Origin of the sequence: Streptosporangium sp. NPDC050284 (assembly GCF_044459525.1) — a bacterium.
Classification (GTDB): Bacteria; Actinomycetota; Actinomycetes; order Streptosporangiales; family Streptosporangiaceae; genus Streptosporangium.
Genome location: NZ_JBITIZ010000006.1, coordinates 379,369 through 400,930, shown reverse-complemented (window position 1 = coordinate 400,930; position 21,562 = coordinate 379,369). Strand labels below are relative to the sequence as shown.

The window sequence follows — 21,562 nt, the reverse complement described above, 5'->3', positions numbered from 1 at the left end:
CTCAGCCCTGAGTCTGACGGTCCGCGGTCCGAGACGTGCCGCCGGGTTTCGATCCGACGTCCGATGTGGGGACGGCCGCCGCCCGGTTGACTGATCGCCTCACCACGACTCACGCGAGGGTTGAATGATCACTGTCGAACACGTCAGCAAACGACGGGGAAGCACCCGGATCCTGTCCGACGTCGGTTTCGAGGCCCGGCCGGGCCGCGTGACGGGCTTCCTCGGCCCGAACGGGGCGGGAAAGTCCTCGACGCTCCGGATCCTCCTGGGTCTGGATCGGGCGCAGGAGGGCGTCGCGCTCGTGTGCGGCCGGCCTTTCGCCCAATTGAACCGCCCCTTGACCACCGTGGGCGCGCTGCTCGACGGGAGCGGAGCACACCGTTCACGGACGGGGCGGGCCCACCTGCGATGGGTGGCCGCGAGTAACGGTCTGCCCCGTGGGCGGGTCGACGAGGTTCTCGCCGTCGTCGGCCTGACGGAGGCCGCGGGAAAGCGTGTGAGCGGGTACTCGCTCGGCATGGGGCGACGTCTGGGTCTCGCGGCGGCTCTGCTGGGCGACCCGGAGGTGCTGGTGCTGGACGAGCCGATCAACGGGCTCGACCCCGGAGGCATCCGATGGATGCGGCAGTTCCTGCGCGATCGCGCCGCCGCGGGCCGGACCGTCCTGCTGTCGAGCCATCTCATGGGCGAACTCGCCGAGACCGTCGACGACGTCGTCGTCATCGACAGGGGGCAAATCGTGAGCCGGGGCACCCTGGCCGAGGTCACCGGCGACCACCGAACCCTTGAGGACGCCTTCTTCGCGCTGACCTCGGCGGGATCCGGCGACGCGACGCCGGGAGGTCGGTAGTGCGGATCGCAGGCGCGGAGTTGCTCAAGCTCCTCGGGTTACCGTCGGCCTGGATCGCCTTCGTGATCGGCCTCGTCGTGTCACCGGCGATCGCCTTCCTCAACGCGTCCACGGCCGTGCGGGCGATCGAGAACGGCACCGGGGCCGTTCCCGGCGGCGACGCCGGATACCAGGAACTCGCGTTCGGCGTCCTCGGCGCGATCATCCTCGGCGTGGTCGCCATCAGCAGCGAGTACCTGACCGAGGGAGAGGAGTCGGCCGGCACCCGCCAGGTCACCACGAGTCTGACCGCCGTACCCTCCCGCACCCGGCTCCTCGCCGCGAAGACCACGGCGCTGGTCCTGACGGTGGCCGTGCTGGCGACGGTCACGACCGCGGTGACCCTCACCGTCACCCGGGTCGTCCTCGGCGACCACGCCACATCGCTCACCGCCGACACCGCTCCGCGCGCGCTCGGGGTCGTCCTCTACTGGGTGCTCACCTCGCTGCTCGCCTACGGCATCACGCTCCTCACCCGCAACGGCGTCATACCGCTGACGGTGCTGATCCTGAACACCTCTCTCGTGTCGGTCACCTACCTCCTCTCCCGCGTGATCGACGCCGCGAACTATCTGCCGGACCTGGTCGGGGCACGGATGTTCCTCCGCGACTTCAGATCCTCCGTGCAGATCGCTCCGGCGACCGGTGGCCTGGTGATGACGTCCTGGGTGATCGCGGTACTCGCCGTCGGCGTCGCCGTGTTCCGGCGGAGAGACGCATGACCGTCACCTCGTGGCAGGCACGGTCCCGCCGTGAGATCGTCATGGACGCGTTCCGCGCCGAGTTCGTCAAACTGCTCACCCTGCCCGCCCTGTGTCTGACGGCGCTCGGGACCTGGGGCGCGGCACTCGTCCTCGATGCCGCGTTCGTCGCCGCGGCGAAACAGGGGCGAGGCGACGCGACCTCCGCACTCGACCTCGGCCTGGCCTCAACCGGATACCTGCAGGCAGGCTTCATCGTCCTCGGCGTCCTCGCCGCCACCTCGGAGTACGGTGGCGGCCAGATCAGAACGAGCCTGACGAGCATGCCCCGACGGATCGAGCTGCAGCTCGTCAAGGCACTCGCTCTCGCCCTCGCGGCCGTCCCGGTCGCCGCCGTGACCGTCGCCGCCGGTGTGGTGATCGCCCAGCTCGCTCCGGTGGACCTGACGGCCCCCATGGACGGTCGCCGAACGGCGCAGGCCGCGGCGGGGGCGATCGCCTACCTCGTCCTCACCACGTTGATCGCCTCCTCCCTCGCGACCGTCGCGAGGAGGAGTCTCCCGGCCGTCGCGGTCCTGCTCGGCTACTACTTCATCGTCGGCCCGTACGTCCGGGATCACATGGGTTACGCCGCCTACCTGCCCGACACGGCGGGCCGCGGCATGTGGCTCTCAGCGGGCGCGGAGACCGGCACGTCGCTCGGTCGGTGGGAGGGCTCGCTACTCGTCCTTGCCTGGACGCTCGTCGCGCTCGCCACCGCAGCCGTCGTCTTCGAACGCCGAGACGCCTGATCCGGCCGGACGACGTCCCCGTCCGCGCTCAGGGCGACCGACACGCCGGACCACCGGCGCGCTCACCGCTCCGGTCCTGCCCGCTCAGTCCGACGGGGCGCTCACGTGTTCAGGTCAGGCGAAACCGCCTCGACGAACGCTCCATCAACCCGAAATATGGATAACTGGTATCTCCTCAAGCCCGATAGCCGATGCTCATCTGAAGGTGTTCTCCTTCCCGAACGTGAGGAGTCGCCCACGATGAAGATCCGCCGACTGCGTTCCGCCGTCCTCGCCGTGGCGCTGGGCGCCAGCGTCCTGGCCGGTACCGCCATCCAGACCAGCGCGGCCGCGGCCAGCGGGGGCTGGCCGACACCGGACTGGTACAAGGTGGGCCCCTTCCCCACCCTGGCCGAATGCGAGAGCTACTACGACGTCGACGCGCAGAGCGGTCTGTACAGCGGGCTCGTCGGCTGTCACTGGTTCGGGAGGGGCATTTATACGCCGGGCTACTACTACGAGGTGTACATCCCCTGAGCCTCACCAGGCGTGACGGGCGAGCCACAGCCCGAGCCCTTGAGGCGCCCGAGATGCGGGTGCCGAAAGACTCGACTCCGCGGCAGGCCGAGTGCGGGCAGTGGGAAACCTCGCCGACCCCGCCTTGAACATGCCGGGGTCGGCGAACACCGGTGCGATCGCGGGCAGCGCTGTCCGTCCGCTCGTTGTGTCGGCACGGCGAGCCGGACGGTCTGTGCGCGACCCGCGTCAGCGAAGGGGGTCGAGGTCGACCAGGGCGGCGGGCTGCTTGCCGGTGGTGATCTGCTCGGCCAGCAACCTGCCCGTGATCGGGCCGTGGGCCAGGCCCCACATGCCGTGGCCACCCGCCACGTAGACGGTGGGGGCCACCGTCGCGCCGACGAGCGGCCGCCCGTCCGGGGTGACGGGGCGGGGCCCCACCCAGACGTCGGTACGCTCCTCCCAGCGCACACCCCGCAGAAGCGGTCGGACGGAGGCGACGAGGGCCTCCAGCCGGGCGGGCACCTGCGGGGCGTCCGGGTCGCGGAACTCCATCGTGCCCGCCACCCGCAGCCCGTCGCGGTACGGCGTGCACGCCACCCGCTCCTCGGGCAGGTAGATGGGGCCGGGGACAGGATGATCGACCGGCACGGTGAAGGAGTAACCGCGACCGGCCCGCACCGGGACACGCACGCCCCACTGCCGGGCCAGGCGGGGCAGCCAGGCACCAGTGGCCAGCACCACCGCGTCGGCGGACAGCACGGTGCCCTTGGCCGAGCGGACGATCACCTTCCTGTCGTCGGTGCGCACCTCGTCGACCTCGACGGCGTACACGGTCGCGCCGCGTCGCATGACAGCCTTTCCCAGGGCATGCACGAAGGCGCCCGGGTCAACGTAGCGCTGGCCGTCGATCCGCACCCCCGCCTTCAACGCCTCACCGGCGAGCGGGGCATGCTCGGCCAGCCGAGCGCCGTCCAGCACGGTGTGATCGACCTTCTGCCCGGCCGCCTGCAGCCTGCGCAGCTCGCGCAGCAGGCTTTCGGCCTGACGTGGCGTACGGAACGCCGCGGTGATCGGCGCCGCGATGACGGGTGCGGACACACCGTTGGCGGCGAGCACCTCGTAGGCCTCGACGCATTCGTCGTTGAGCGGCAGGTTGGCGCGCGCGGCGCGGGTCCACGACCGCCAGTGGCTGTTGGCGGCGAAGCGGGCCAGGAAACTCCACAGGCCCGGATCGAGGGTCGCGGGCACGTGCAGCGGCGCGGCCGGGTTGAGCAGCGAGCGCAGGCCGTAGCGCAGGACGGCGGGTTCGTTGAGCGGGATGGCCAGGCCAGGCGCGACCCAGCCGGCGTTGCCCCAGGACGCGCCGGCCGCCACGCCGCCGCGGTCGATCACGTCGACCTGGACACCACGCTCCTGCAGGAACCACGCGGTCGACAGACCCACGATGCCCGCGCCAACCACGATCACCGATCGTGGCCAGTTGCCGACCATGCCAACCTCCAACAAGTACGAACGTCGATGTCCTTGCCAGGATGGCCGGAGCGGTGACCGGCGGCATTGTGAGCGGGCCACAATCGCGACGCCCTCGTTGTGGATCCCGTACAACGCCGACGCCGGGAACGGTGACAGGCCCTGAGCAGGTCATCGGCGAGGTTCGTCCTCCAACGCGGCCAGCATGATGGTCATGGCCAGGCGCCGGCGGGCGTCGTACAGGTCCAGCGGACTCAGCTCGTCCATTTTGCGGAGCCGGTTGCGGACGGTGTTGGGGTGCACCCCGAGTCGCTCGGCGGCCAGGGTGAGATCGCCCTGGCTCTCCAGCCAGGCCCGCAGCGTGGCGACGAAGTGCGTGCCGTGGCTGGTGTCGTGCCGCAGCAGCGCGCTCACCGGCCCGCGGGCCGGCGCCCGACCGGTGCGCGCGGCCGCGCGCAGTCGCCGCAGCAGGATGTCGTCCCAGGACTCGTCGTAGGCGGGCGGCACGGCCCCGGGCTCGGCGCTCTCGTGCAGCGCCAGGCACTCGTCGGCCTCCTGTCGGCCCGCGGCCAGGTCCGCCGCCTCGGCGGGTGCGCCGATCCCGGCCATGACACGCACCTGGGCGGGCAGTTCGGAGCACAGGCCCGCGATCCACTGCCTGGCCGCCTCGGCCCGCTCGGCCGGCAGGATGGTGTAGAGGGTGTCGCCGAGCAGCGCGCTGCGCCCGGGCCGGGACCAGCCGAAGCCTGTGGTGGCCTGCTCAAGGGCGAGCAACAGCGCGGCGTGACGATCGTCGGGGGTGTAGGCGCGGACCGCGATGACGCGTATCTCCCGCGGGGCCAGGCCCAGCCGGCTGATCACCGTCGCGGCGTCGGCGCTGCCCTCCAGCAGTCGGATGACCAGGTCGGACTCCACCTGCCGCTCCAGGTCGGCGCTGGCCCGGGAGCGCAGCAGATGCAGGGCTACGGTGCGCGCGCCGTCGACCAGCGCACGGCGGCGGGCGCCCGTCAGCGGTTCGGCGCAGCTGACCCACACCGAACCGAGCAGCTCGCGGCCGGCCCGCACCGCCACCGCCATCCGCCCGGTCAGGCCGTGCCCGGCGTCGGCGGGGACGAACACCGGTTCGTTCGTCGCCGCCAGGCGGGTGAAAACCTCCTGTTGCCGGAACAGCTCACGCAGCCGTTCCGGGACCCGCCGCCCGAGAATGGTCTCCAGCCGGGCCGGATCTCCCGCCTGCTGGGAGCGGGAGTAGGCCAGTACCTGCGAGTGCCGGTCCTCGATGGTCACCGCACCGCCGATGACGTCGGCCAGGTTGTCGGCGAGGGCGAACAGGTCGGTGGGGCCGCGTCCCGAGGCGGTCTCGCGGCTCTCCAGCACCAGCCCGTACACCACGCCGGCCAGCTGGCTCCAGGAGACATCGGGGTCGGCCAGCAACACGGCCACTCCGTACCGGTCGGCGATCGCGGCGGCCTCCCGCTCGACGTCCGCGCCGCTCCCACTCTCGTCGCCGGTTCGAGGGGGGCGTACCAGGACCGCTGTGGCCTTGTCGGCGGCCGCCCACCGCACCGCCTCGGCGAGCGAGGAGGCTCCGACGGCGAGGAGCACGTCGCCTGCGACGTGATGGTTGGCGGCGTCCGGTATCGCCACACTGCGCAGCCACGCCGAGCGCGCCTCGGGACGGCCGTACAGCCGCACGCCGTACCCACCGAGCACGTTCACCAGACGGTCCAATGTGATCATGTTCAGCTCCGGGTGGTCGGAAAGGGGGCAGACCGCTCCGCCCCCTTCCGTGGTGTCAGGCGGCCTCGTGCCGCCGTTGGCAGTCGATGCAGGTGCGGGCCAGCGGCCGGACCTTGAGCCGTTCGAACGGGATGGGTGACTCGCAGTGGGCACAGCGGCCGTAGGCGTCGGTCGCCAGTCTGTCGCAGGCATGGGACAGCTCCGCGACGGCGCGCTCGGCAGCGGTGATCGAGACGACCAGTTCCTGCCAGGTGCCGTCGGCACCGCTGCCTTCCTGCTCCTGTACCCGCAGGCCGTGCAGGTGCCTGCTGCGCTGCTCCAGTTGCTCCAGCAGGTCCTGGCGCAGTGACTGGAGCTGCACACTGCTGAGATGTGATGTCGTGTGACTATCGGTCATGATCATGTGATCCTTTCCATGATGGGTCAAGAAGGTGTTGGAGAGAAGAAGGCCTCGGCGGGGCTTCTTTCGCGGCGCGTCAGCGGACGGACAGAGCGAGGTCGGCCGCCAGGGCCGGCTGCGGGCACGGCCGCATCAGACCGCGGACGGTTGCGTGCTGCGGCCGGGGCGCCGCGCCGGCCGGGAGCCTCAGGGTGGCGTGCGGTCGGCGCGGAGGCTTCAGCCTCGGATGGGCGTGGACTGATGCGACAACGGCCATGACGATGATCGGCTCCTGACGGACATCGACAGGAAAGGCGGCACGGTGAAAGCACCCCAAACGCAAAAGGGCGGCTTCGGACGAAGAGGGCCTGCCGCTTCTCCTGCCAAGGGGACGGTCGCGAGACGTCTTCAAGGCGCAGCGGCACGCCCGGACCGGCGCCAGGGAAAAGCCCGGTACGGGTACGGGGGTGCACTGGGTGCGCCGTTGTCGGACTCCGCAGCGCGTGGCCGCAGAGCCCGACGGGAAGACATCGGCTAGGTCAGCGGCGGGCTGCGCGATCCCGCGGTGCGGTGAGCCAGTTGCTGAGGATCGCGCAGCGTATCCGCGCCCGAGCCCGGCGATGGCAGCAGCACCAGATGTGCGAGTTCGCAGTGGCGTTCGCCGCGCGTGGGCGGTCGCAGGGACAACACGTGATGCGCGCGGGCCTCGCCCGCCTGCTGCGGCGGCAGGCTGGACAGGTCGGCGTCCCATCCGCCGGACTCCCACGCCGGGCCGGAGGCCGAACTCTGCGTAACCGTCGAGCTACCGCAGCTCGCCTTGCACGAAGCGCCGACCAGCACCAGGGACAACAGAACCAGGCCCATCACGCCGACGAACGCGATGGACCCCTGTGGAGTTCTCCACGGCCCCGTCATACGGCCGACCATAGCCCACCCCACCGGAAAAGACATTTCACGGCATCAGCCGCATGATCCGCGAGCAATCCGGCAAGACCTGGCGAGTCGGGGCGAGGGGTCATCCCGCCCGGGGACCGTGTCTCCCCGCCATCAAGGGAGGACATGACGTCCAGCGATTCCTCGTATGCCTTTGGGGCGGCTGATCGCGATCGAACACGACGACGTCCCTGAAGACAGGGGCGCCCCCGCACTACTCGTCTTACTCGCCGATCTTCTTCGCATACAAAATGATCAGCGTGTCGACCGCCACCTTCCGGCCGGCAGCGGGCGTCTGCTTGGTCACCACCCAGTTTCGGTCATACACCTGGAAGCGGTTTTGCCCGGTGGCATCCTTGTCGTTCAGGATGTAGAAGCCTGCGGCCTGCATGGTGTCCTGACCCTCCTGCAGGTTCATTCCGACAACGTCCGGCAGGACCTTCTTCTCCACCGCCTCTTCTTTCTCTTCTTTCTCTTCTTTCTCCTCGGTCTCCTCGGTCTCCTCGATCAGGGTGGGAGTGGGCTCCTTGTCGTCCTGCTCGATCGGCTCGGGGCTCTTCTCCACAGGTGCCGGCGCGGTGACGGTCACGACGGGTGCCGCAGTGTTCGCACCCGCCCCGCACCCGGCGAGAGCGGCAACGACTACGGCGATCACGATCGAACCGGCGATTCTCATGCAGGCGCTCCTGTGTTGTGGTGGACGGATAGGTGAGGACGGTTCGGATGGCCTGCTGGTTGACCAGTGAACGTCGTTCTGTTGGCGTACCAGGATGCGACGCCCCACTCACCACGAAAGGGCAGGGGCACCGGTCATGTCCTGGGAGGTGGTGTGCCGGTGATCCCTGGACACCGGCGATTAGCTCTCAAGATCAGGAGCGGGAAATAACAGATTCCACCGAGACTCATCAGGCCCTGCTCGCCAAGGTGGGCCGCAGTGGAACCGCCGTAACGGGGGCGACCTACCGCAAACGGATCCGCCCTGTGCTACTCGGCGGCGCGGGCGACGATCACCGACCGGGTGTTCGGCGGGCGGCCGAAGGGCCGTGCCACTGCCTGGAGGTTTTTCGCGCCCACGTCGAGAAGGTGCGGGCGGCCATTCCGGTGGAAAAGCTGCTCATATCCAGGGAGAGGACGGGCAGAGTCGCTTTGTCAATGCCTGGGCGCGCCGATTCCGGATATGCCATTTCCTCAGGCGAATGAACGGGCTGCGTACCACCGGAAAAGGCCACATCAGCACCCGAATCCAATCGTCCAGGGGTGATGAGATGTCATATGCCTGAAACATGGATCTTGCGGGGCAAATCGGTCGACGGTATTATGGGCGTATGGGAGCGCTCCCACTAAATGTGGAGATGTTTCGTCCCCGACTACGCGCTGACGTACGGTGGGTCGAGTTCCCCGGGGGGATTCATGTTTACGGGGATTACGGGGCGGCTACACTGCGTGGACCCCACGCGCTGGCCCTGCTGGAACGATTGGCGCCACGCCTCGACGGGGTCCTGACCCTGGACGAGCTGACCTCGGGCTTGCCCGAGGCTCAGCGCGACCTGGTCACCGGCCTGGTCGGACGGCTCGCCGACCTGCGGTTCGTCGTCGACGACACCGGGGCTACGGCTCACGGGTTGTCCGCCGAGGAGCTGGAGACCTACGCGGCCGAGATCGCGTTCGCCGGGCACCCGGGGCGGTTCGCCCGGGTGCGGAACTCGGCACTGCGCGTGACGGGGACCGGGGTGCTGGTCCCGGCGCTGGTCGAGTGCCTCCGGTCGGTGGGCTGGCGCGAGGTGGTGGCCTCGGGCGAGGACGTTCTGGTGCAGGTCAGCACCTCCCGTGAGGAACTGCTGGCCGGGGCGCTCGCCTGCCCCGCCGACGTGGTGCTCGCGCAGGTGCTGATCTGCGACGACGAGGCCTGGCTGACCTCCGCGGGACCGCCCGGGGAGACCGACGCGGCCACCGGGTGGGGGCGGTTGTCCCTCCGCGAGGGGACGCGGGGCGACTGGTTGCGCGGCGCGGTCCCTCGCGTGCTGGCGTCCCAGGTGGCCCTGGGGGTCTTCTCGGCGATGACGGGGCTCACGGAGGCGCGGCGCGCGTTCACCCGCGTTGATCTGCGCAATTTGGAGAGCACGATCCACCGTTTCGCGGGACTGCGCTGGGATCCGGCGGAGGTGTCCGGAGCCACCCACGCGTCGCGGATGTCGGCGGACAGCGGGGACCGCGACGCCGGTGACGGAAGCCCGGAGCCTCCGGTTGCGGCGGGGTTCGGTGGGCACGATGCCTCGAACGATGCGGGAGCTCGGGACCGGTTTTTCGCGCTTTGTCGTGATCTAGTGGATCCCCGGATGGGGATGATCGCGGTTCTCGACGAGGGTGCCTATCCGCAGGGGCCGCTCTCCGTCGTGCGGGCGCTGGTCGGTGACCGCGAGGTCGTCGGGTGGGGCGCGGATCACGACACGGCGCGGTTGCGGTGTCTGCTGGCGGTGTTCGCGGCGGACTCCGGCGACGGTTTCCTCGGTGCGGGGCTGACCTGGGAGGACGCCGTCTCCGCGGCCCACCGGCAGCGGCTCGAAGCCGAGGCGGCGATGCTGGAGACGGGGGACGAGGTGCTTGTGCCGCAGGACGGGCCGCTCTGGCGGCAGGTCGTGGCGTCCGGTGAGGTGCCGGTCGTCCGGAAGATCCCGGGGTCGGCGGTGTTGCGGTTCGAGGTACCGGACCGCCCGCCGATCGTGTCGCTCGGGTTGCACGACGGGCTGGAGCGGGTGTTGCTGCGGGCGCAGACCGGCCTCGAACCACCCGTGCGGTGGGCGAGCGAGGGACATCCGATCGGCGGAACCGCCGCCTCGTCGCCCGTCGACGGGCCGGCGTTCGTGGCGCGGGTGACGCCGTGACCGCCGACGTGGTGGGGTCGGGGCGGCTCTTCGAAGCGATCAGGGCGCGGGTGCGGTCGGGCGGGGTCGTCGTGGTCGCCAGCGACGCCGACGACATCGGGCGGCGGCGTTACGGGGTGCCTTGGTTGCCCGTACACACCGAAGCAGGACATGTCGTGATCGGTCCCACTGTCTTCCCCGACAGGCCGGGCTGTCCTACCTGTGTGGAGCGGCGGCGCGCCGGGAACCGGGAGCACTTCGAGACACGTCTGCGCGACCGCCCCGCCCTCCTCACCTCCCTCGTGGCCGGGACGGTCGGCGAACTGGTGGCCGAAGAGGTCGAAAACCTGCTGACCGACCCGTCGGCCGCGCTGACGAGCGGAGCGATGCTCCGGATGCCGGTCCTGACCGGCGCACTGGAACGCCACCCGTTCCTGCCCGACCCGTTCTGCGAGGTCTGCGGCGACCGGCCGCCCGACGAGCCACGCCCGTTCGTCTTCACGCCGCAGCCGAAGGTGTCGGGTTTCCGGGTCGCCACCCTCGACCTCGCCGACCTGGAACGCCGCTACGTCGACCCGGAGACGGGTGTCGTGCGCTCGGTGGCCGCCGACGCGCGGGACGGCGCGGTCGCCGTGGCGCGACTGAACCCCGCGCGGGCCGCCCACGAGAGCCACCACGGGTTCGGGCGGTGCGAGGACGTGCCCGCCGCGAAGGCGACCGCCGTCGCCGAGGCACTCGAACGGCTGGCCGGGTTCTCGCCGCGCGGGCGCCGGACCACCGTCAGGGCCGCGTTCGACGACATCGCCGACCAGGCGCTCGATCCGCGCCACCTGGGGTTGTATCCCGACGACTGGTACGAACGGCCCGGTTTCTGGTTCACCCGGTTCGACCCGGCGCGAGAGACCGCCTGGGTCTGGGGCCACTCGTTCCAGCGGGGCGGGCCGGTGCTGGTGCCGGAGACGTTCGCCTACTTCGGCCCCCGGCCCGACCGGGGCTTCGCCTACGAGTGTTCCAACGGCTGCGCCCTCGGCGGGTCGCTCGCGGAGGCGATCCTCTACGGCCTGCTGGAGGTCGCCGAACGGGACGCCTTCCTGACCACCTGGTACGCCCGCCTCCCGCTCCCCCGGGTCGATCTGCGTTCGGCGCGCGACCGGCGCGTCCCGATGACCGCCCAGCGGATCGGCGACCGGCTCGGCTACGACGTCCACGCCCACGTGGTCACCCTCGAACAGGGATTGCCGGTCTTCTGGATCACCGCCGTCGACCGGTCGGGACGGCCGGACCGGCCGAAGGCGATGTGCGGCGGCGCCGCACACCTCGACCCCGAACGGGCCCTGCGCCGGGCCCTGGACGAGCTGGGCCCGATGCTCGCCAATCACGTCGCCCGTTATGACGAGAGCGAGGCGGCCCGGCTGGTGGCCGACTCCGACGAGGTGCGCCTGCTGGAGCACCACCCGATGGTGTACGGGCACCCGAAGGCGTACGAGCGGCTGGAATTCCTGTCGGACGGCACCGAGCTGACGGTCGGCGAGCTGCCGGAGTGGCCGGCCCACGACGACCTGACCGACGACCTGCGTGACCTGGTGGCCCGGTTCCTGATCAGTGGCATGGACGTGATCGCCGTCGACACCACCTCGCCCGAGGCGGCGATGGGCGGGTTCGCCTGCGCGAAGGTGATCGTGCCGGGAGCGGTGCCGATCACGTTCGGCCACCACCACCGGCGGGTGCACGGGCTCCCCCGGCTGCTGACACGAGGCCGCGCGATCGGCTACCTCGACCGCGACCTCGCGGTGGACGATCTCAACCCCTATCCGCACCCGTTCCCATGAGGCGCGCGACGACGGACGCGGCAGCACGTTACGTGGCGGCGATGGCGGATCGCGGGCCGCTCGACATCCGGTGGGACCTGGCGCCGCTCCGGCACAAACGCTACCCGTCGGCCGAATGGGTCGACCCACGGCACCCGCTGGACGCGCTGCTCCGGGGCATGCTCGGCATCACCCGCGTGATCTGGCGGCACACGGACGCGGGCCCGATGGCGATCCCGGGCCGTCCGGCGCCCTCCGGGGGAGGCTTATATCCGATCGAGGCCTATGTCGCCTGCCCGGACGGGCTGTTCCACTACGACCCGGTCCACGAGGTCCTGGAGGTGCTGCGCACGGGTGACCACGGCCCGGCGCGGATCTGCCTCACGGCGGTCTTCTGGCGTTCCATGTTCAAGTACGGCGACTACGCCTACCGCCTGATCTGCCAGGAGATCGGCGTCCTGCGCACCCAGGCGGAGGTGGTCGCCGCCACCCTGGGCCTGACCGTCACCCCCGGCGACGCCGACGACGCCCTACTCGGTCTGGACAAAACCCGCGAATCCCCGCTGGCCGTCCTGCACGTGGAGCCGTACGAACGGATCCTTCCGCCGGAGCCCGCCGACGCCCCGCGGAACTCCGGCGACCTGCCACGGGAGGCCCTGCCTCTCCCCCTGCCGTTTCCTCCGGGCGCGGCCCGCGACCTGCACCAGGCTGCGGAAGCCACCACGCGGGCGAGGCGTCCGAGCCCACCGGAACAGAGCATCCGGGTTGCGGCCGAAGTGGTGGATCTCCGCGACGGTCTGCGCGCGCGCCACTCCCCCATCGACGGTTTCCGCCCGGCGCCCGTCCCGCTGACGGAGATCGTCGCGATAGCCGACCTGACCGTCTGCCCCGGCCTGGACCTCTACCTGCTGGCCTTGCGCGTCGACGGCCTCCCGAGGGCCGCCTATCACTACGACGGCGTCCTCCGACGGGTCCGTGCCGCACCGCTGGAGGAACTGGGCGCGGCCCCCCTCGTGGCGAACACCCGGGAGGCCCTGAAGACAGCCGCCGCGGTGATCGTCCTCGTGGGCGACCCCCTGGCGGGCACCGCGCGCGACCATCGTGACCAGCTCGTGGAGATCGGCGCGTCGCTGCAGCGGGCGACGCTGGCCGCCGCCGCGCTGGGCCTCACCTCCCGTATCCACTCCGACTGCGCCGACGAGGCGACGGACCGTGTCCTGGGCCTGGCGGGCCCGGCGCGGAGCCTGTCGGCCCTGCTCGTCGGCGTCCCCAGGTCCCGGGGGCCAGACCTGGTTCTCCGGTTCCCCGATCCGCAGGAAGGAGGTTCGAAGGCACGTCCGGAACACACCGATCAGTGAAAGACAAAGAGAAGGAGAAACGTCATGAACAAGCTCCCCCTGGACCTGTCCGGCCTTGAGGTCGAGGCGATCGACGTCCTGTCGGCCGACTCGATCGTGATGGAGGGCCACGGCGCCATCGAGACGGGCGCCTCGTCGGCGATGGGCTACTGCTCGTCGTACATGCAGGCGAACAGCTGCTGGGCGCCGGAGGCGTAGTAGGCCCCCGCTGGTAGCACGTTCCCACTAAACGCCGAGGGCGCCCACGGCACGGGCGCCCTCGGCCACGGGATGAAGGAGTGTCCTTGTCGCGAACAGCCCAGCCCGCCGACCGAGATTACGTCGTGGCGCCGACTTTCGCCATCCGGGTGGCCGGGTTGCCCGCCGACGGGTTGCGGCAGTTGCGGTGTGAGCGCACATGGAGGCTCGTCGACGAGCTGCTCGAGGTCGCCCGCACGCTGGCTGACGAGGGCCGGGCGATGTCCGGCCCCCTGCACGAGGTGATCGGCGCGGGCGTGTTCAAGCCGGTCCTGGTGGCGCTGCGCCGCGATCTCTTCCGGGGCCGCCGCCCTGACCGGCGGGCGACCGAGCCGGAGGTGCTCGCCGCCCTCCCCGAGGAGCTGCGGGTACGGGTCCTCGCCTGGATCGCCCTCAAGGACCTCCACGACAGGCTGGCAGCCGACCTGCCCGCCGTCTACGAGACCGAACAGCGGGAGAAGGCCGAGCTCCTGCGCGTACTGGCCGAGGACGCGACCTTCCGCCGAGGGCTCGAACTCGGCAGCCCGATCCTGGCCGCGCGCACGTCCCCGTCGCGCCAGGAGGCGGTCAAACTGGCCCGCTACCTGGCCCGCGCCACCATGAAGACCAGCCCCTACGCGACGTTCGCGTGGAGCGGTTTCGGCACCTGGACCGACGACGGCCCCATGTCCGCCCCACCCGCCGACCTGACGTGGCGGGAGGTCGTCGACCTCGACCGCGCCGTGTTGCGCCCGCTCTGGATGACGTTGTCGCGGCACGCGGAGGCCGCGGAGACGCGGGTCAACCCGACCGCGTTCGAGGAGGACGGCCGCATCTGGTTCCTCGGCCCGACCGCGACGGAACCGCTGCTCAGCGTGCCCGCGACCGAGCCGGTGAAGGCGGCGCTCGCCGAACCGGCCAGGGCGCTGGCCGACATCGGGCTGGTGGAGCTCGTGCCGCCGTACGGCGAACACGACGACGACCCGCTGACCAAGCTGGGCGTAGAGCAGGACGCGAAGGTGATTCGCGACCTGCTCACCCCGAGGGAGATCCCGGAGCGGAATCTGTTCTGGCACAACGCCGTCATCCCCGGCGACGCGGGCCGGTGCGGCCGGGAGGCGTGGTGCCCGGCGCTCGACGACCTCAACCGGCTGCGGAAGGGGCTGGCCCTGTTCGACGGTGACCTCCCGGTGAAACTGGCCGCCGCCGACTTCTTCCTGCTCCGGTACGGCCCCGGCGCCGCCGTCCCCGTCATGAGCTTCTACCGCGCCGTCCACAGCGACCCCGGCCCGCTGCGCGACCTGGTCCGCGATGTCTTCGCGGCCGGTCCCGGCCACGCGGACCTGCGCGAACGTTTCCTGCGGACCGGCGAGCCCCCCGACGACGACCGGTTTCGCGCCCCGGGTTCGATCTGCGTCTACGCCCAGGCGCTCCCGGAGGGCCGCCTGGTCGTCAACACCGTCACCGCCGGTTACGGGAAAGGGCTGTCCCGTCTCCACCACCAGCTGCGCAGGATCGGCCACGCCCCGGACGTGTCGGCGCTGCGGGCCCCGCAACGCGACATCAGGATCGCCGAGGTCACCGGCGCCCTCGGCAGCGGCCTGAACCTCCGCACCCCCACGGCCGATGTGACGATCGACTACCCGTACACCACGGGTGGAGGTCTGCACCCCTCGGCGTTGACGGTGCGGCTCGACGGTTCCCGGCTGGCGTTGTGGGCCGACGGCGAGAAGTTGCGCCCGATGCACCTGGGCATGACCGCCCAGCACTGGTTGCCGCCGTGGTTGCAGTTCCTGGTCAGGGTCTTCGGCGAACCGTCGGTCGCGATGGTGCCCGGCTGGGTGTTGCGCCCCGGCCCGGTGCCGCCGCGCGGCCGGATCGACCACCTGCCCCGCCTCGACCTGGGCATGGTCACGCTGGCCCGCGAGTGCTGGCGGCTGCGCGCCGCCGACTTCCCTTCGGGCGGCCTGCCCGCGCTGGCGTCGTGGTTGCGCGACCACGGCATGCCACGGCGTTTCTTCGCCCGGGTCCTGGACCTGCGCGACGGCCTGCTCGCGGGCCTGCTCGGCAAACACCGCAAGCCCATGTACGTCGACGTCACCGACCCCTTCCTGCTCGCCGGTCTGCGCCACGCAGCAGGGAACCCCGACGCCCTGATGGTCGTCGAGGAGGCCCTGCCCGTCCCCGAGGACGCCCCCGTTTACCCCGGCGGCCCGCGCGTCACCGAGTACGTCATCCAGTTGAGCGCCCCGTGACCCCCTGGCAGAGCGCCCACCTGTTCCACACCGGCGACCTCGACGACCTGATCCGCGACGTCGTCACCCCGCTGGCCCGGTCGGCGACGGCCTCCTTCTACCTGCGCTACTGGGAGTCGGGCCCCCACGTGCGGCTGCGCCTGAAAGGGGTGCCCCGCGACGAGATCAGGGCCCGAGCCGCCCGGTGGTTCGCCGACCACCCGTCGCCCGCCGTCGACGCCCCGGCCTACCGGCGGCTGGCGGCCGTGCTCGCGCAAGGGGAACGCCGCGAGAGTTACGACCCGACCCTCCATCCGCCCGGCAGCGCGGTGTTCATCCCGTACGAGCCGGAGGAGCGCGTCTACGGAAACATGCCCGCCGTCGAAAGACATTTCGGCATCTCCAGCTCCCTCGCGCTCGACGTCCTCCACGGCGCGCCCGCGATGGAACGCAGGACCGCCGTCGGCCTCGCCGTGCTCACCCTGACGATGGCCGCCTGCCAGCCCGACCTCGCCGAAGCGGCCCGCCGCCTGCCCCCGCACGACCCCGGCGACCTCCCGGCCGCGCTGGTCACCCAGACCGAACGCCTCTGGCACCTGAAGGACGGTCCCGGCCTGCTCGGCACCTGGGCCGCCTCGATCAACGACCTGGCCGCGAGCCTCCCGATGACGACCGGCGACGCGGGCTCCGCCCACGCCCACCTGGCCGTCATCGGCGACGACGCACAACGGGCCCGCGTGCTGCTGCGCTGCGCCCACCTGTTCCACAACCGGATCGGCCTGCGCCCCGACCTGGAATCGCACATCTCGACCCTCGCGGCCCGCGCGCTGGCCGCACTGCGGAGGTGACCGCCATGTGGCACAGCGTCCACGTCTTCTACCACGAGCCGGACAAGGACCCGCTGCTCCTCGACGCCGTCCGGCCCCTGCTGGCCGACATCCGCGACCATGTCGAGGCGGCGTACGTGGTGCGCCACTGGCGGCAGGGCCCCCACCTGCGCATCAACGTCAAGACCGACCTGCGAATGTGGCAGGAGGAGGTGCGCCCCCGCATCGACGCGGTCGTCGGCGGATGGTTACGCGACCACCCGTCGACATACGTGGTGGACCAGGCCGAGAGCCTGGCGCGACACCGCCTCATGGCCGCGCGCGAGCAGGAAAACGGCCCGCTCACCCCGTGGCCCGCCGACAACTCGATCGTCGAGTTCCCGTTCGACGACCGCCGCCACGTCCTGGGCGGCGACGAGGCCGTCGACCTGCTCACCGCGTTCTACAGCGACAGCACCCCGCTCCTGTTCACGATGCTCGACCACTGCCGCGACGGCCACAACACCAAGTCGGACCTGGCCATGGCCCTGCTGCTGACGGTCGCGCACACCTCCCACCCGATCAAACGCAGCTACCTGTCGTTCCGGGTGCACGCCGAGGGCTTCCTCCCGTGGACCAAGGATCCAGAGGCCGCCCGGCGCTCCTTCGACGAGGTGTACGACTCCCGCCGCGCCCAGCTCACCCAACGGGTCAGGCAGGTCGTGGACACCATCGACGCGGACGGGGACAGCCCGTTCGTCCGGGAGTGGGCGGCGCTCGTGGAGACCTACCGCGCGAGGGCCGACCGCGTGGTGCACCTGCTGCCGACCATGGACGACGCCCCGGCCGAAACGAGGGGCGAACTGCACACCCTGATGTTCGGCACCCCCGACTACCGCCGCGACATGTTCACCCGCCCCGACTTCCTGCGCTACCGGGTGGTGCTCAACTACACCTACCTGCACCTGACGAGGCTCGGCCTGACCCCGCTCGACCGCTTCCGCACCTGCCACCTGCTCGCGAACGCGGTCGAGGAGGTCTACGGCGTCTCCGGCCTGGAGTCGATGCGCCGCTACCGAAATGCGGGCTAGGGCTCCGGCCTTCAGGCCGGGGAGCGCGTCAAGCCCTCGGCTAGCGGGACGGATCACCGGCCGGCAGGCCCTCACGCGGCCGGCCTCGATCCGCCGCCCCGTGACGATGTCGTTGTCACCCGGTTGGTCACTCAGTGATCGGCGGCCGAAGAATCTCCCAGCCACGACAGCGTGGTCGCCACGTACGCCTCGCTCTTGGAAGGGGACGCTGCGCGCCGCCGGATGCTGCACGAACTGGGCGACCTAGGCCGCCTGGTCGATGCCGCGCTGGCCCGCCTCCAACTCCACCGCGCACTCCGGGCAGTCGCGGAAAACACGCGCTACAAACCGACAACACCAAATGATCACCGATCGGGTTGTGCGCCGACGATGATCGTTGCTGGATCGCTATAGGTGCCCCTCCCATTGTTGAGAAGGGTGCATCTAGGGTGGCTGGGGTGATCACTAGGTGTTCGTTTCTTCTGGCGACCGTCTTAGCTGGATCGCTGCTGGTGCCAAGTCCCGCTCTGGCCGAGAAGTCGTCTGCCCTGAGGTCTCCTGATCCACTCAAGGCGGCCCTCCTCTCGCCGGAGGATCTCGGGAGCGAGTTCACCCGTCGCGGGTACCGCACCCGTGGCCTGCTGCCGGCGGGAATGATGGTCGCGATCGACATTGTGATCATTCGGGTAGGGAACACCATGATCGCGTTGGAGCATGACGGCAATGTCGGCGAGTTCGACCCGTCGCTCACCAAGTCCGCCGCCCAGATGGCTGTGACATGACTTCATCAGTCTCTGCAAGACAACTAAGATCACTCGCCGGCCGGACACTCGGCTAATGAAGAAAGGGTGTCTCCCTTTCGGGTGACACCCTTGCCGACCAGCAAAAACCTGGTCGGGACGACAGGATTTGAACCTGCGACCCCTTGACCCCCAGTCAAGTGCGCTACCAAGCTGCGCTACGTCCCGGTCTTGTCCTTCGCCCTCTCGGGCGGGACGTCATAACCTTAGCGCAGATCGAGGGGGCTTCGCACACGGCGACGCCCACGAGGGCAGGCGATCGCGCGAAGGGCGAGGGGCACCGTGGGGCGTAAGGCGTTGATCGACCAGGAGGAGTTGCGGCGGCTGGCCGGGCAGGGGTTGTCTAACGCGGAGCTGGCCGCGCGGTTCGGGGTGAGCGAGTCGGGGATCTTGCAGGCGAAGCGGGTGGCAGGTCTCTCGAAGCCGATGCTCGACCACTCGCGGGCCATCCCGTGGAAGCTGGACCGCGCGCACAACCAGTCCGGGCCCGCGACGAACCTGCGGAATCTCTCCTCCGTGGCGCAGGGCCGGGTGATCCCGGCCGAGAAGCTGAACACGGCGCTGCGCTGGGCCGGGCGGCTGGTCGCCTCCGGGATGGACATCTCGTACGAGCCGGGGCGGGGGTTTCTGGAGGTTCCCGCCTCTCCCGGGGACTGGCTCGTCGAGAGGACGCTGAACGAGGCCAGGAAGGCCGTCGGCGCCGCCGAGGATCACGCGGAGGAGTGAGGGCCGAGAACCGGTCGGAGGCGGGGAGGGCCACGATCAGAAACTCCGCAAAGGAACGGTCAATACCCGAAAAATCGCGGTAAAACATCAAATTAAGTCTAAATAGTGGCACGCCAGAGATGTTGGCAACCGGTTTCGAGCCTTGACCCTAGGGCAGCGCACGGGTACAAGCGCCTACACGACCGGAGGCAGACATGTCCACCGTGATCTGGGTGGCCGTCATCGTGGTCGCGGTGGTGGCGATCGCCGCAGTCGGCTATTTCGTGATGCAGCAGCAACGCCGACACCGGCTTCGCGACCGTTTCGGCCCCGAATACGAACGTACCGTGCAGGAGCGCGAGAACCGGCGCGATGCCGAGCAGGAACTCATCGCCCGCGAGCAGCGCTTCAGCTCCCTCGACATCCGCGCCCTGGACGCCGGAACGCGCGAGATCTATGCGAAGAAGTGGATGGAGGTCCAGGAGCGTTTCGTGGACGCTCCCGGCTTCGCGGTGACGGAGGCCGACCACCTGGTCACCTCCGTGATGGCGGAGCGGGGCTACCCGACCGAGGACTTCGAGCAGCGGCTCTCCGACCTCTCGGTCGCACACGGCCGCACCCTCGACCACTACCGGCAGGCTCACGAGATCAGCACGCGGGCCGCCCGCAAGGAGGCCTCCACCGAGGAGCTCCGGCAGGCCATGGTCCACTACCGCGCCCTGTTCGAGGAGTTGCTCGCGGCCCCCGGCACCTCGACCCCGGAAACCTCGGTCAACGGCGACCGGAACTCCCGGCGGACCGAGACCGCCGACCGGGACGCCACGATTCCCGCCGACCGGGACGCCCGGCACACGGACTCCACCCAGCCCGAGACCATCGACGACCCCGAGCGAGCCCCTCGACGCGACCCCCAAGGACGGTGACCCGAATGAACGACCGATTCAGCACGGACAAGGACCGGCTGGTCCACAAGGCCGACGAGGACGACCTGAACACCCCGCGCCACGGCGAGGAGGTCGCCCCCGAGTTCCGGGAGCCGCACCACGGGGACGCCGACCGCACGGGCACCTCTTCCCTCGACCCGGACACCGGGACGCACGACCCGCTGATCAGTGACCGCGACGACGTTCTCGTCGTCGAATCGAGCGACGAGCGGCACGCCACCCCCGCCGGATCGGACACCTCGTTCGACGACGACCGGCACGACGTGGCGAACGACGGCGTGCGGGGTGACCTCGACGGCGACGGCAGGAACGACAGCCCGTTCGCCCATGCGCAGCCCTCCGCCACCACCCCGGGTACGCCGGTGACCGGCACCGGCGCGTACGACTCCGTGCCGGGCGCGGACTCCCCCGTCGTCTCCGATCTCCCCGGGAGCACCCCGGACCGGCCGGACGACGTGCTCGACGAGGGTACGGGCTTCACCGACGCCGAGCGGACCGACCAGACGCCCGCCGCCACCGCGCCCACCACGGCCGGGGCTCTGTTCGACCAGGACGCCGACGACGTACGGCGGCGCTGGCAGGAGGTCCAGGCCGGTTTCGTGGACGACCCGCGTGACGCGGTGGAACGGGCCGACTCCCTCCTCGACGAGGTCACGAGTTCCCTCAGGAACGCGCTGGAGACCCGGGCCACCGAACTCCAGGGGCGTTGGAAGAACACCGAGAAGAACGACACCGAAGATCTCCGGACCGCTCTGCGTGACTACCGCGCGACCTTGGAGCAGCTCCTGAACATCTCCGCTGGGACGAGGTGACCAACCATGCTCGCAATCGCCGCCGCCGTCGTTTTCGGCCTTGGATTCCTGCTCGACCTGATCAACACCAGACTCGGCCCGATCAGCGGGACAGGCTTCCTGCTTCTCGGACTCCTGCTCCTGGCGCTGCACCAGGCCGGGATCGGCTCGGCCGGTCCGCGGACCGGCGGGGGTGGAGGCGGCTGGCGCCGTAGGCGCTAGACCCCTCAGCCGGCCGCCCCGCACCCGGGGAGAGCCTGCTCCGAGAATCGGGAACACGGTCACCGAAGGAAGGGCCCCGCCCATATGGACGGGGCCCTTTTCGACTGTCCTGGTCTCCTTCGGCCGTGGGGAAGGCCTCACAGGCATCGGGGCATGAGGAAACCGACGTCGATGGCGTTGGTACGCGCCTCGCGCCGGCGAAGGAAGAACGGTGCGGGAAAACCGGTGGGGGGGGGGGGGGGGCGCCCGCCCCGGCCCCCCCCCCCCCCCGGGGGGGGCCCCCCCCCCCCCCCGCCCACGGGGCCCGGGCGTACCGGGGGGGCGCGCGGGGTGGTACCCGGGGGGT

At 70.6% G+C, this 21,562-nt stretch carries 21 protein-coding genes and 1 tRNA gene; 16 read left to right on the top strand and 6 right to left on the bottom strand.

All coding sequences use genetic code 11. From position 1 onward, the window contains the following. Positions 1-124 precede the first annotated feature (124 nt). The 4 genes from ACIBH4_RS17380 to ACIBH4_RS17365 all read left to right on the top strand — a co-directional run bounded on the left by ACIBH4_RS17380 (position 125) and on the right by ACIBH4_RS17365 (position 2,897). Positions 125-850, top strand: a complete 726-nt coding sequence (locus ACIBH4_RS17380; RefSeq protein ID WP_362770155.1) for an ATP-binding cassette domain-containing protein — start codon at positions 125-127, stop codon at positions 848-850. Further along, positions 850-1,611, top strand: coding sequence for an ABC transporter permease (locus ACIBH4_RS17375; protein ID WP_362770153.1), 762 nt, complete (start codon positions 850-852; stop codon positions 1,609-1,611). The genes ACIBH4_RS17380 and ACIBH4_RS17375 overlap by 1 nt, the downstream gene beginning before the upstream one ends. Next, entirely contained in the window at positions 1,608-2,381 is a 774-nt protein-coding gene (locus ACIBH4_RS17370; RefSeq protein WP_362770151.1) for an ABC transporter permease subunit, read from the top strand. The genes ACIBH4_RS17375 and ACIBH4_RS17370 overlap by 4 nt, the downstream gene beginning before the upstream one ends. A gap of 240 nt (positions 2,382-2,621) precedes the next feature. After that, positions 2,622-2,897, top strand: coding sequence for a hypothetical protein (locus tag ACIBH4_RS17365; RefSeq protein WP_362506394.1), 276 nt, complete (start codon positions 2,622-2,624; stop codon positions 2,895-2,897). 228 nt (positions 2,898-3,125) lie between these two features. Here ACIBH4_RS17365 and ACIBH4_RS17360 read toward each other — a convergent pair whose 3' ends face one another. From ACIBH4_RS17360 to ACIBH4_RS17340, 5 genes are all read right to left on the bottom strand, one after another. Continuing rightward, positions 3,126-4,370 (bottom strand): FAD-dependent oxidoreductase, encoded by a 1,245-nt coding sequence (locus tag ACIBH4_RS17360; RefSeq protein ID WP_362506397.1) that lies wholly within the window; start codon positions 4,368-4,370, stop codon positions 3,126-3,128. A gap of 150 nt (positions 4,371-4,520) precedes the next feature. After that, the gene (locus tag ACIBH4_RS17355; protein WP_362770149.1) at positions 4,521-6,089 is read right to left on the bottom strand and encodes a helix-turn-helix domain-containing protein; all 1,569 of its coding nucleotides are present in this window, start codon (positions 6,087-6,089) and stop codon (positions 4,521-4,523) included. Between the two features lie 55 nt (positions 6,090-6,144). Next, on the bottom strand, positions 6,145-6,486 hold the full coding sequence (locus ACIBH4_RS17350; protein WP_362506403.1) for a TraR/DksA C4-type zinc finger protein: 342 nt from the start codon (positions 6,484-6,486) through the stop codon (positions 6,145-6,147). Positions 6,487-7,002: 516 nt separating this feature from the next. Further along, positions 7,003-7,383 (bottom strand): hypothetical protein, encoded by a 381-nt coding sequence (locus tag ACIBH4_RS17345; RefSeq protein ID WP_362770147.1) that lies wholly within the window; start codon positions 7,381-7,383, stop codon positions 7,003-7,005. A 241-nt stretch (positions 7,384-7,624) separates the two neighbouring features. Continuing rightward, positions 7,625-8,077: a PASTA domain-containing protein gene (locus ACIBH4_RS17340; RefSeq protein ID WP_362770145.1), complete on the bottom strand. Its 453-nt coding sequence runs from the start codon at positions 8,075-8,077 to the stop codon at positions 7,625-7,627. A 799-nt stretch (positions 8,078-8,876) separates the two neighbouring features. Here ACIBH4_RS17340 and ACIBH4_RS17335 point away from each other — a divergent pair. From ACIBH4_RS17335 to ACIBH4_RS17300, 8 genes are all read left to right on the top strand, one after another. Next, a complete protein-coding gene (locus ACIBH4_RS17335; RefSeq protein ID WP_362770143.1) occupies positions 8,877-10,283 on the top strand; it encodes a hypothetical protein in 1,407 nt (468 codons plus the stop codon). Further along, complete coding sequence (locus ACIBH4_RS17330; protein WP_362770141.1) at positions 10,280-12,091, top strand: TOMM precursor leader peptide-binding protein; 1,812 nt, start codon at positions 10,280-10,282, stop codon at positions 12,089-12,091. The genes ACIBH4_RS17335 and ACIBH4_RS17330 overlap by 4 nt, the downstream gene beginning before the upstream one ends. 41 nt (positions 12,092-12,132) lie before the next feature. After that, on the top strand, positions 12,133-13,428 hold the full coding sequence (locus ACIBH4_RS17325; protein WP_362770139.1) for a nitroreductase family protein: 1,296 nt from the start codon (positions 12,133-12,135) through the stop codon (positions 13,426-13,428). 24 nt (positions 13,429-13,452) lie between these two features. Continuing rightward, positions 13,453-13,626 (top strand): hypothetical protein, encoded by a 174-nt coding sequence (locus ACIBH4_RS17320; protein ID WP_362506421.1) that lies wholly within the window; start codon positions 13,453-13,455, stop codon positions 13,624-13,626. An 86-nt stretch (positions 13,627-13,712) separates the two neighbouring features. Beyond that, positions 13,713-15,899 (top strand): lantibiotic dehydratase, encoded by a 2,187-nt coding sequence (locus ACIBH4_RS17315; RefSeq protein ID WP_362506424.1) that lies wholly within the window; start codon positions 13,713-13,715, stop codon positions 15,897-15,899. Next, positions 15,896-16,726 carry a lantibiotic dehydratase C-terminal domain-containing protein gene (locus ACIBH4_RS17310; RefSeq protein WP_362506427.1) on the top strand — a complete coding sequence of 277 codons (831 nt, stop codon included), beginning with the start codon at positions 15,896-15,898 and terminating at the stop codon, positions 16,724-16,726. The genes ACIBH4_RS17315 and ACIBH4_RS17310 overlap by 4 nt, the downstream gene beginning before the upstream one ends. Before the next feature lie 5 nt (positions 16,727-16,731). Next, a complete protein-coding gene (locus ACIBH4_RS17305; RefSeq protein WP_362506430.1) occupies positions 16,732-17,775 on the top strand; it encodes a thiopeptide maturation pyridine synthase in 1,044 nt (347 codons plus the stop codon). Between the two features lie 428 nt (positions 17,776-18,203). Continuing rightward, entirely contained in the window at positions 18,204-18,536 is a 333-nt protein-coding gene (locus ACIBH4_RS17300) for a hypothetical protein (protein ID WP_362770138.1), read from the top strand. Between the two features lie 109 nt (positions 18,537-18,645). Here ACIBH4_RS17300 and ACIBH4_RS17295 read toward each other — a convergent pair. Further along, positions 18,646-18,722: transfer RNA gene (locus ACIBH4_RS17295), tRNA-Pro, on the bottom strand. 114 nt (positions 18,723-18,836) lie between these two features. On the opposite strand from ACIBH4_RS17295, the gene ACIBH4_RS17290 reads away from it, so the two are divergent. The 4 genes from ACIBH4_RS17290 (at position 18,837) to ACIBH4_RS17275 (ending at position 21,216) form a co-directional block, all read left to right on the top strand. After that, on the top strand, positions 18,837-19,280 hold the full coding sequence (locus ACIBH4_RS17290) for a hypothetical protein (RefSeq protein ID WP_362770136.1): 444 nt from the start codon (positions 18,837-18,839) through the stop codon (positions 19,278-19,280). Positions 19,281-19,474: 194 nt separating this feature from the next. After that, positions 19,475-20,182, top strand: a complete 708-nt coding sequence (locus ACIBH4_RS17285) for a hypothetical protein (RefSeq protein WP_362506439.1) — start codon at positions 19,475-19,477, stop codon at positions 20,180-20,182. 5 nt (positions 20,183-20,187) lie between these two features. Further along, positions 20,188-21,015 carry a hypothetical protein gene (locus ACIBH4_RS17280; protein WP_362770134.1) on the top strand — a complete coding sequence of 276 codons (828 nt, stop codon included), beginning with the start codon at positions 20,188-20,190 and terminating at the stop codon, positions 21,013-21,015. 6 nt (positions 21,016-21,021) lie between these two features. After that, positions 21,022-21,216: a hypothetical protein gene (locus ACIBH4_RS17275; RefSeq protein ID WP_350947031.1), complete on the top strand. Its 195-nt coding sequence runs from the start codon at positions 21,022-21,024 to the stop codon at positions 21,214-21,216. The last annotated feature ends 346 nt before the right edge of the window (positions 21,217-21,562 follow it).

What these genes read in the sequence shown, in the direction of transcription:
- ACIBH4_RS17320 (WP_362506421.1), top strand. Translation starts at nt 13,453, where the DNA reads ATGAACAAGCTCCCCCTGGACCTGTCCGGCCTTGAGGTCGAGGCGATC.
- ACIBH4_RS17275 (WP_350947031.1), top strand. Translation starts at nt 21,022, where the DNA reads ATGCTCGCAATCGCCGCCGCCGTCGTTTTCGGCCTTGGATTCCTGCTC.
- ACIBH4_RS17280 (WP_362770134.1), top strand. Translation starts at nt 20,188, where the DNA reads ATGAACGACCGATTCAGCACGGACAAGGACCGGCTGGTCCACAAGGCC.
- ACIBH4_RS17340 (WP_362770145.1), bottom strand. Translation starts at nt 8,077, where the DNA reads ATGAGAATCGCCGGTTCGATCGTGATCGCCGTAGTCGTTGCCGCTCTC.
- ACIBH4_RS17360 (WP_362506397.1), bottom strand. Translation starts at nt 4,370, where the DNA reads ATGGTCGGCAACTGGCCACGATCGGTGATCGTGGTTGGCGCGGGCATC.
- ACIBH4_RS17350 (WP_362506403.1), bottom strand. Translation starts at nt 6,486, where the DNA reads ATGACCGATAGTCACACGACATCACATCTCAGCAGTGTGCAGCTCCAG.
- ACIBH4_RS17345 (WP_362770147.1), bottom strand. Translation starts at nt 7,383, where the DNA reads ATGACGGGGCCGTGGAGAACTCCACAGGGGTCCATCGCGTTCGTCGGC.
- ACIBH4_RS17355 (WP_362770149.1), bottom strand. Translation starts at nt 6,089, where the DNA reads ATGATCACATTGGACCGTCTGGTGAACGTGCTCGGTGGGTACGGCGTG.
- ACIBH4_RS17365 (WP_362506394.1), top strand. Translation starts at nt 2,622, where the DNA reads ATGAAGATCCGCCGACTGCGTTCCGCCGTCCTCGCCGTGGCGCTGGGC.
- ACIBH4_RS17305 (WP_362506430.1), top strand. Translation starts at nt 16,732, where the DNA reads ATGTGGCACAGCGTCCACGTCTTCTACCACGAGCCGGACAAGGACCCG.
- ACIBH4_RS17285 (WP_362506439.1), top strand. Translation starts at nt 19,475, where the DNA reads ATGTCCACCGTGATCTGGGTGGCCGTCATCGTGGTCGCGGTGGTGGCG.
- ACIBH4_RS17370 (WP_362770151.1), top strand. Translation starts at nt 1,608, where the DNA reads ATGACCGTCACCTCGTGGCAGGCACGGTCCCGCCGTGAGATCGTCATG.
- ACIBH4_RS17380 (WP_362770155.1), top strand. Translation starts at nt 125, where the DNA reads ATGATCACTGTCGAACACGTCAGCAAACGACGGGGAAGCACCCGGATC.
- ACIBH4_RS17325 (WP_362770139.1), top strand. Translation starts at nt 12,133, where the DNA reads ATGGCGGATCGCGGGCCGCTCGACATCCGGTGGGACCTGGCGCCGCTC.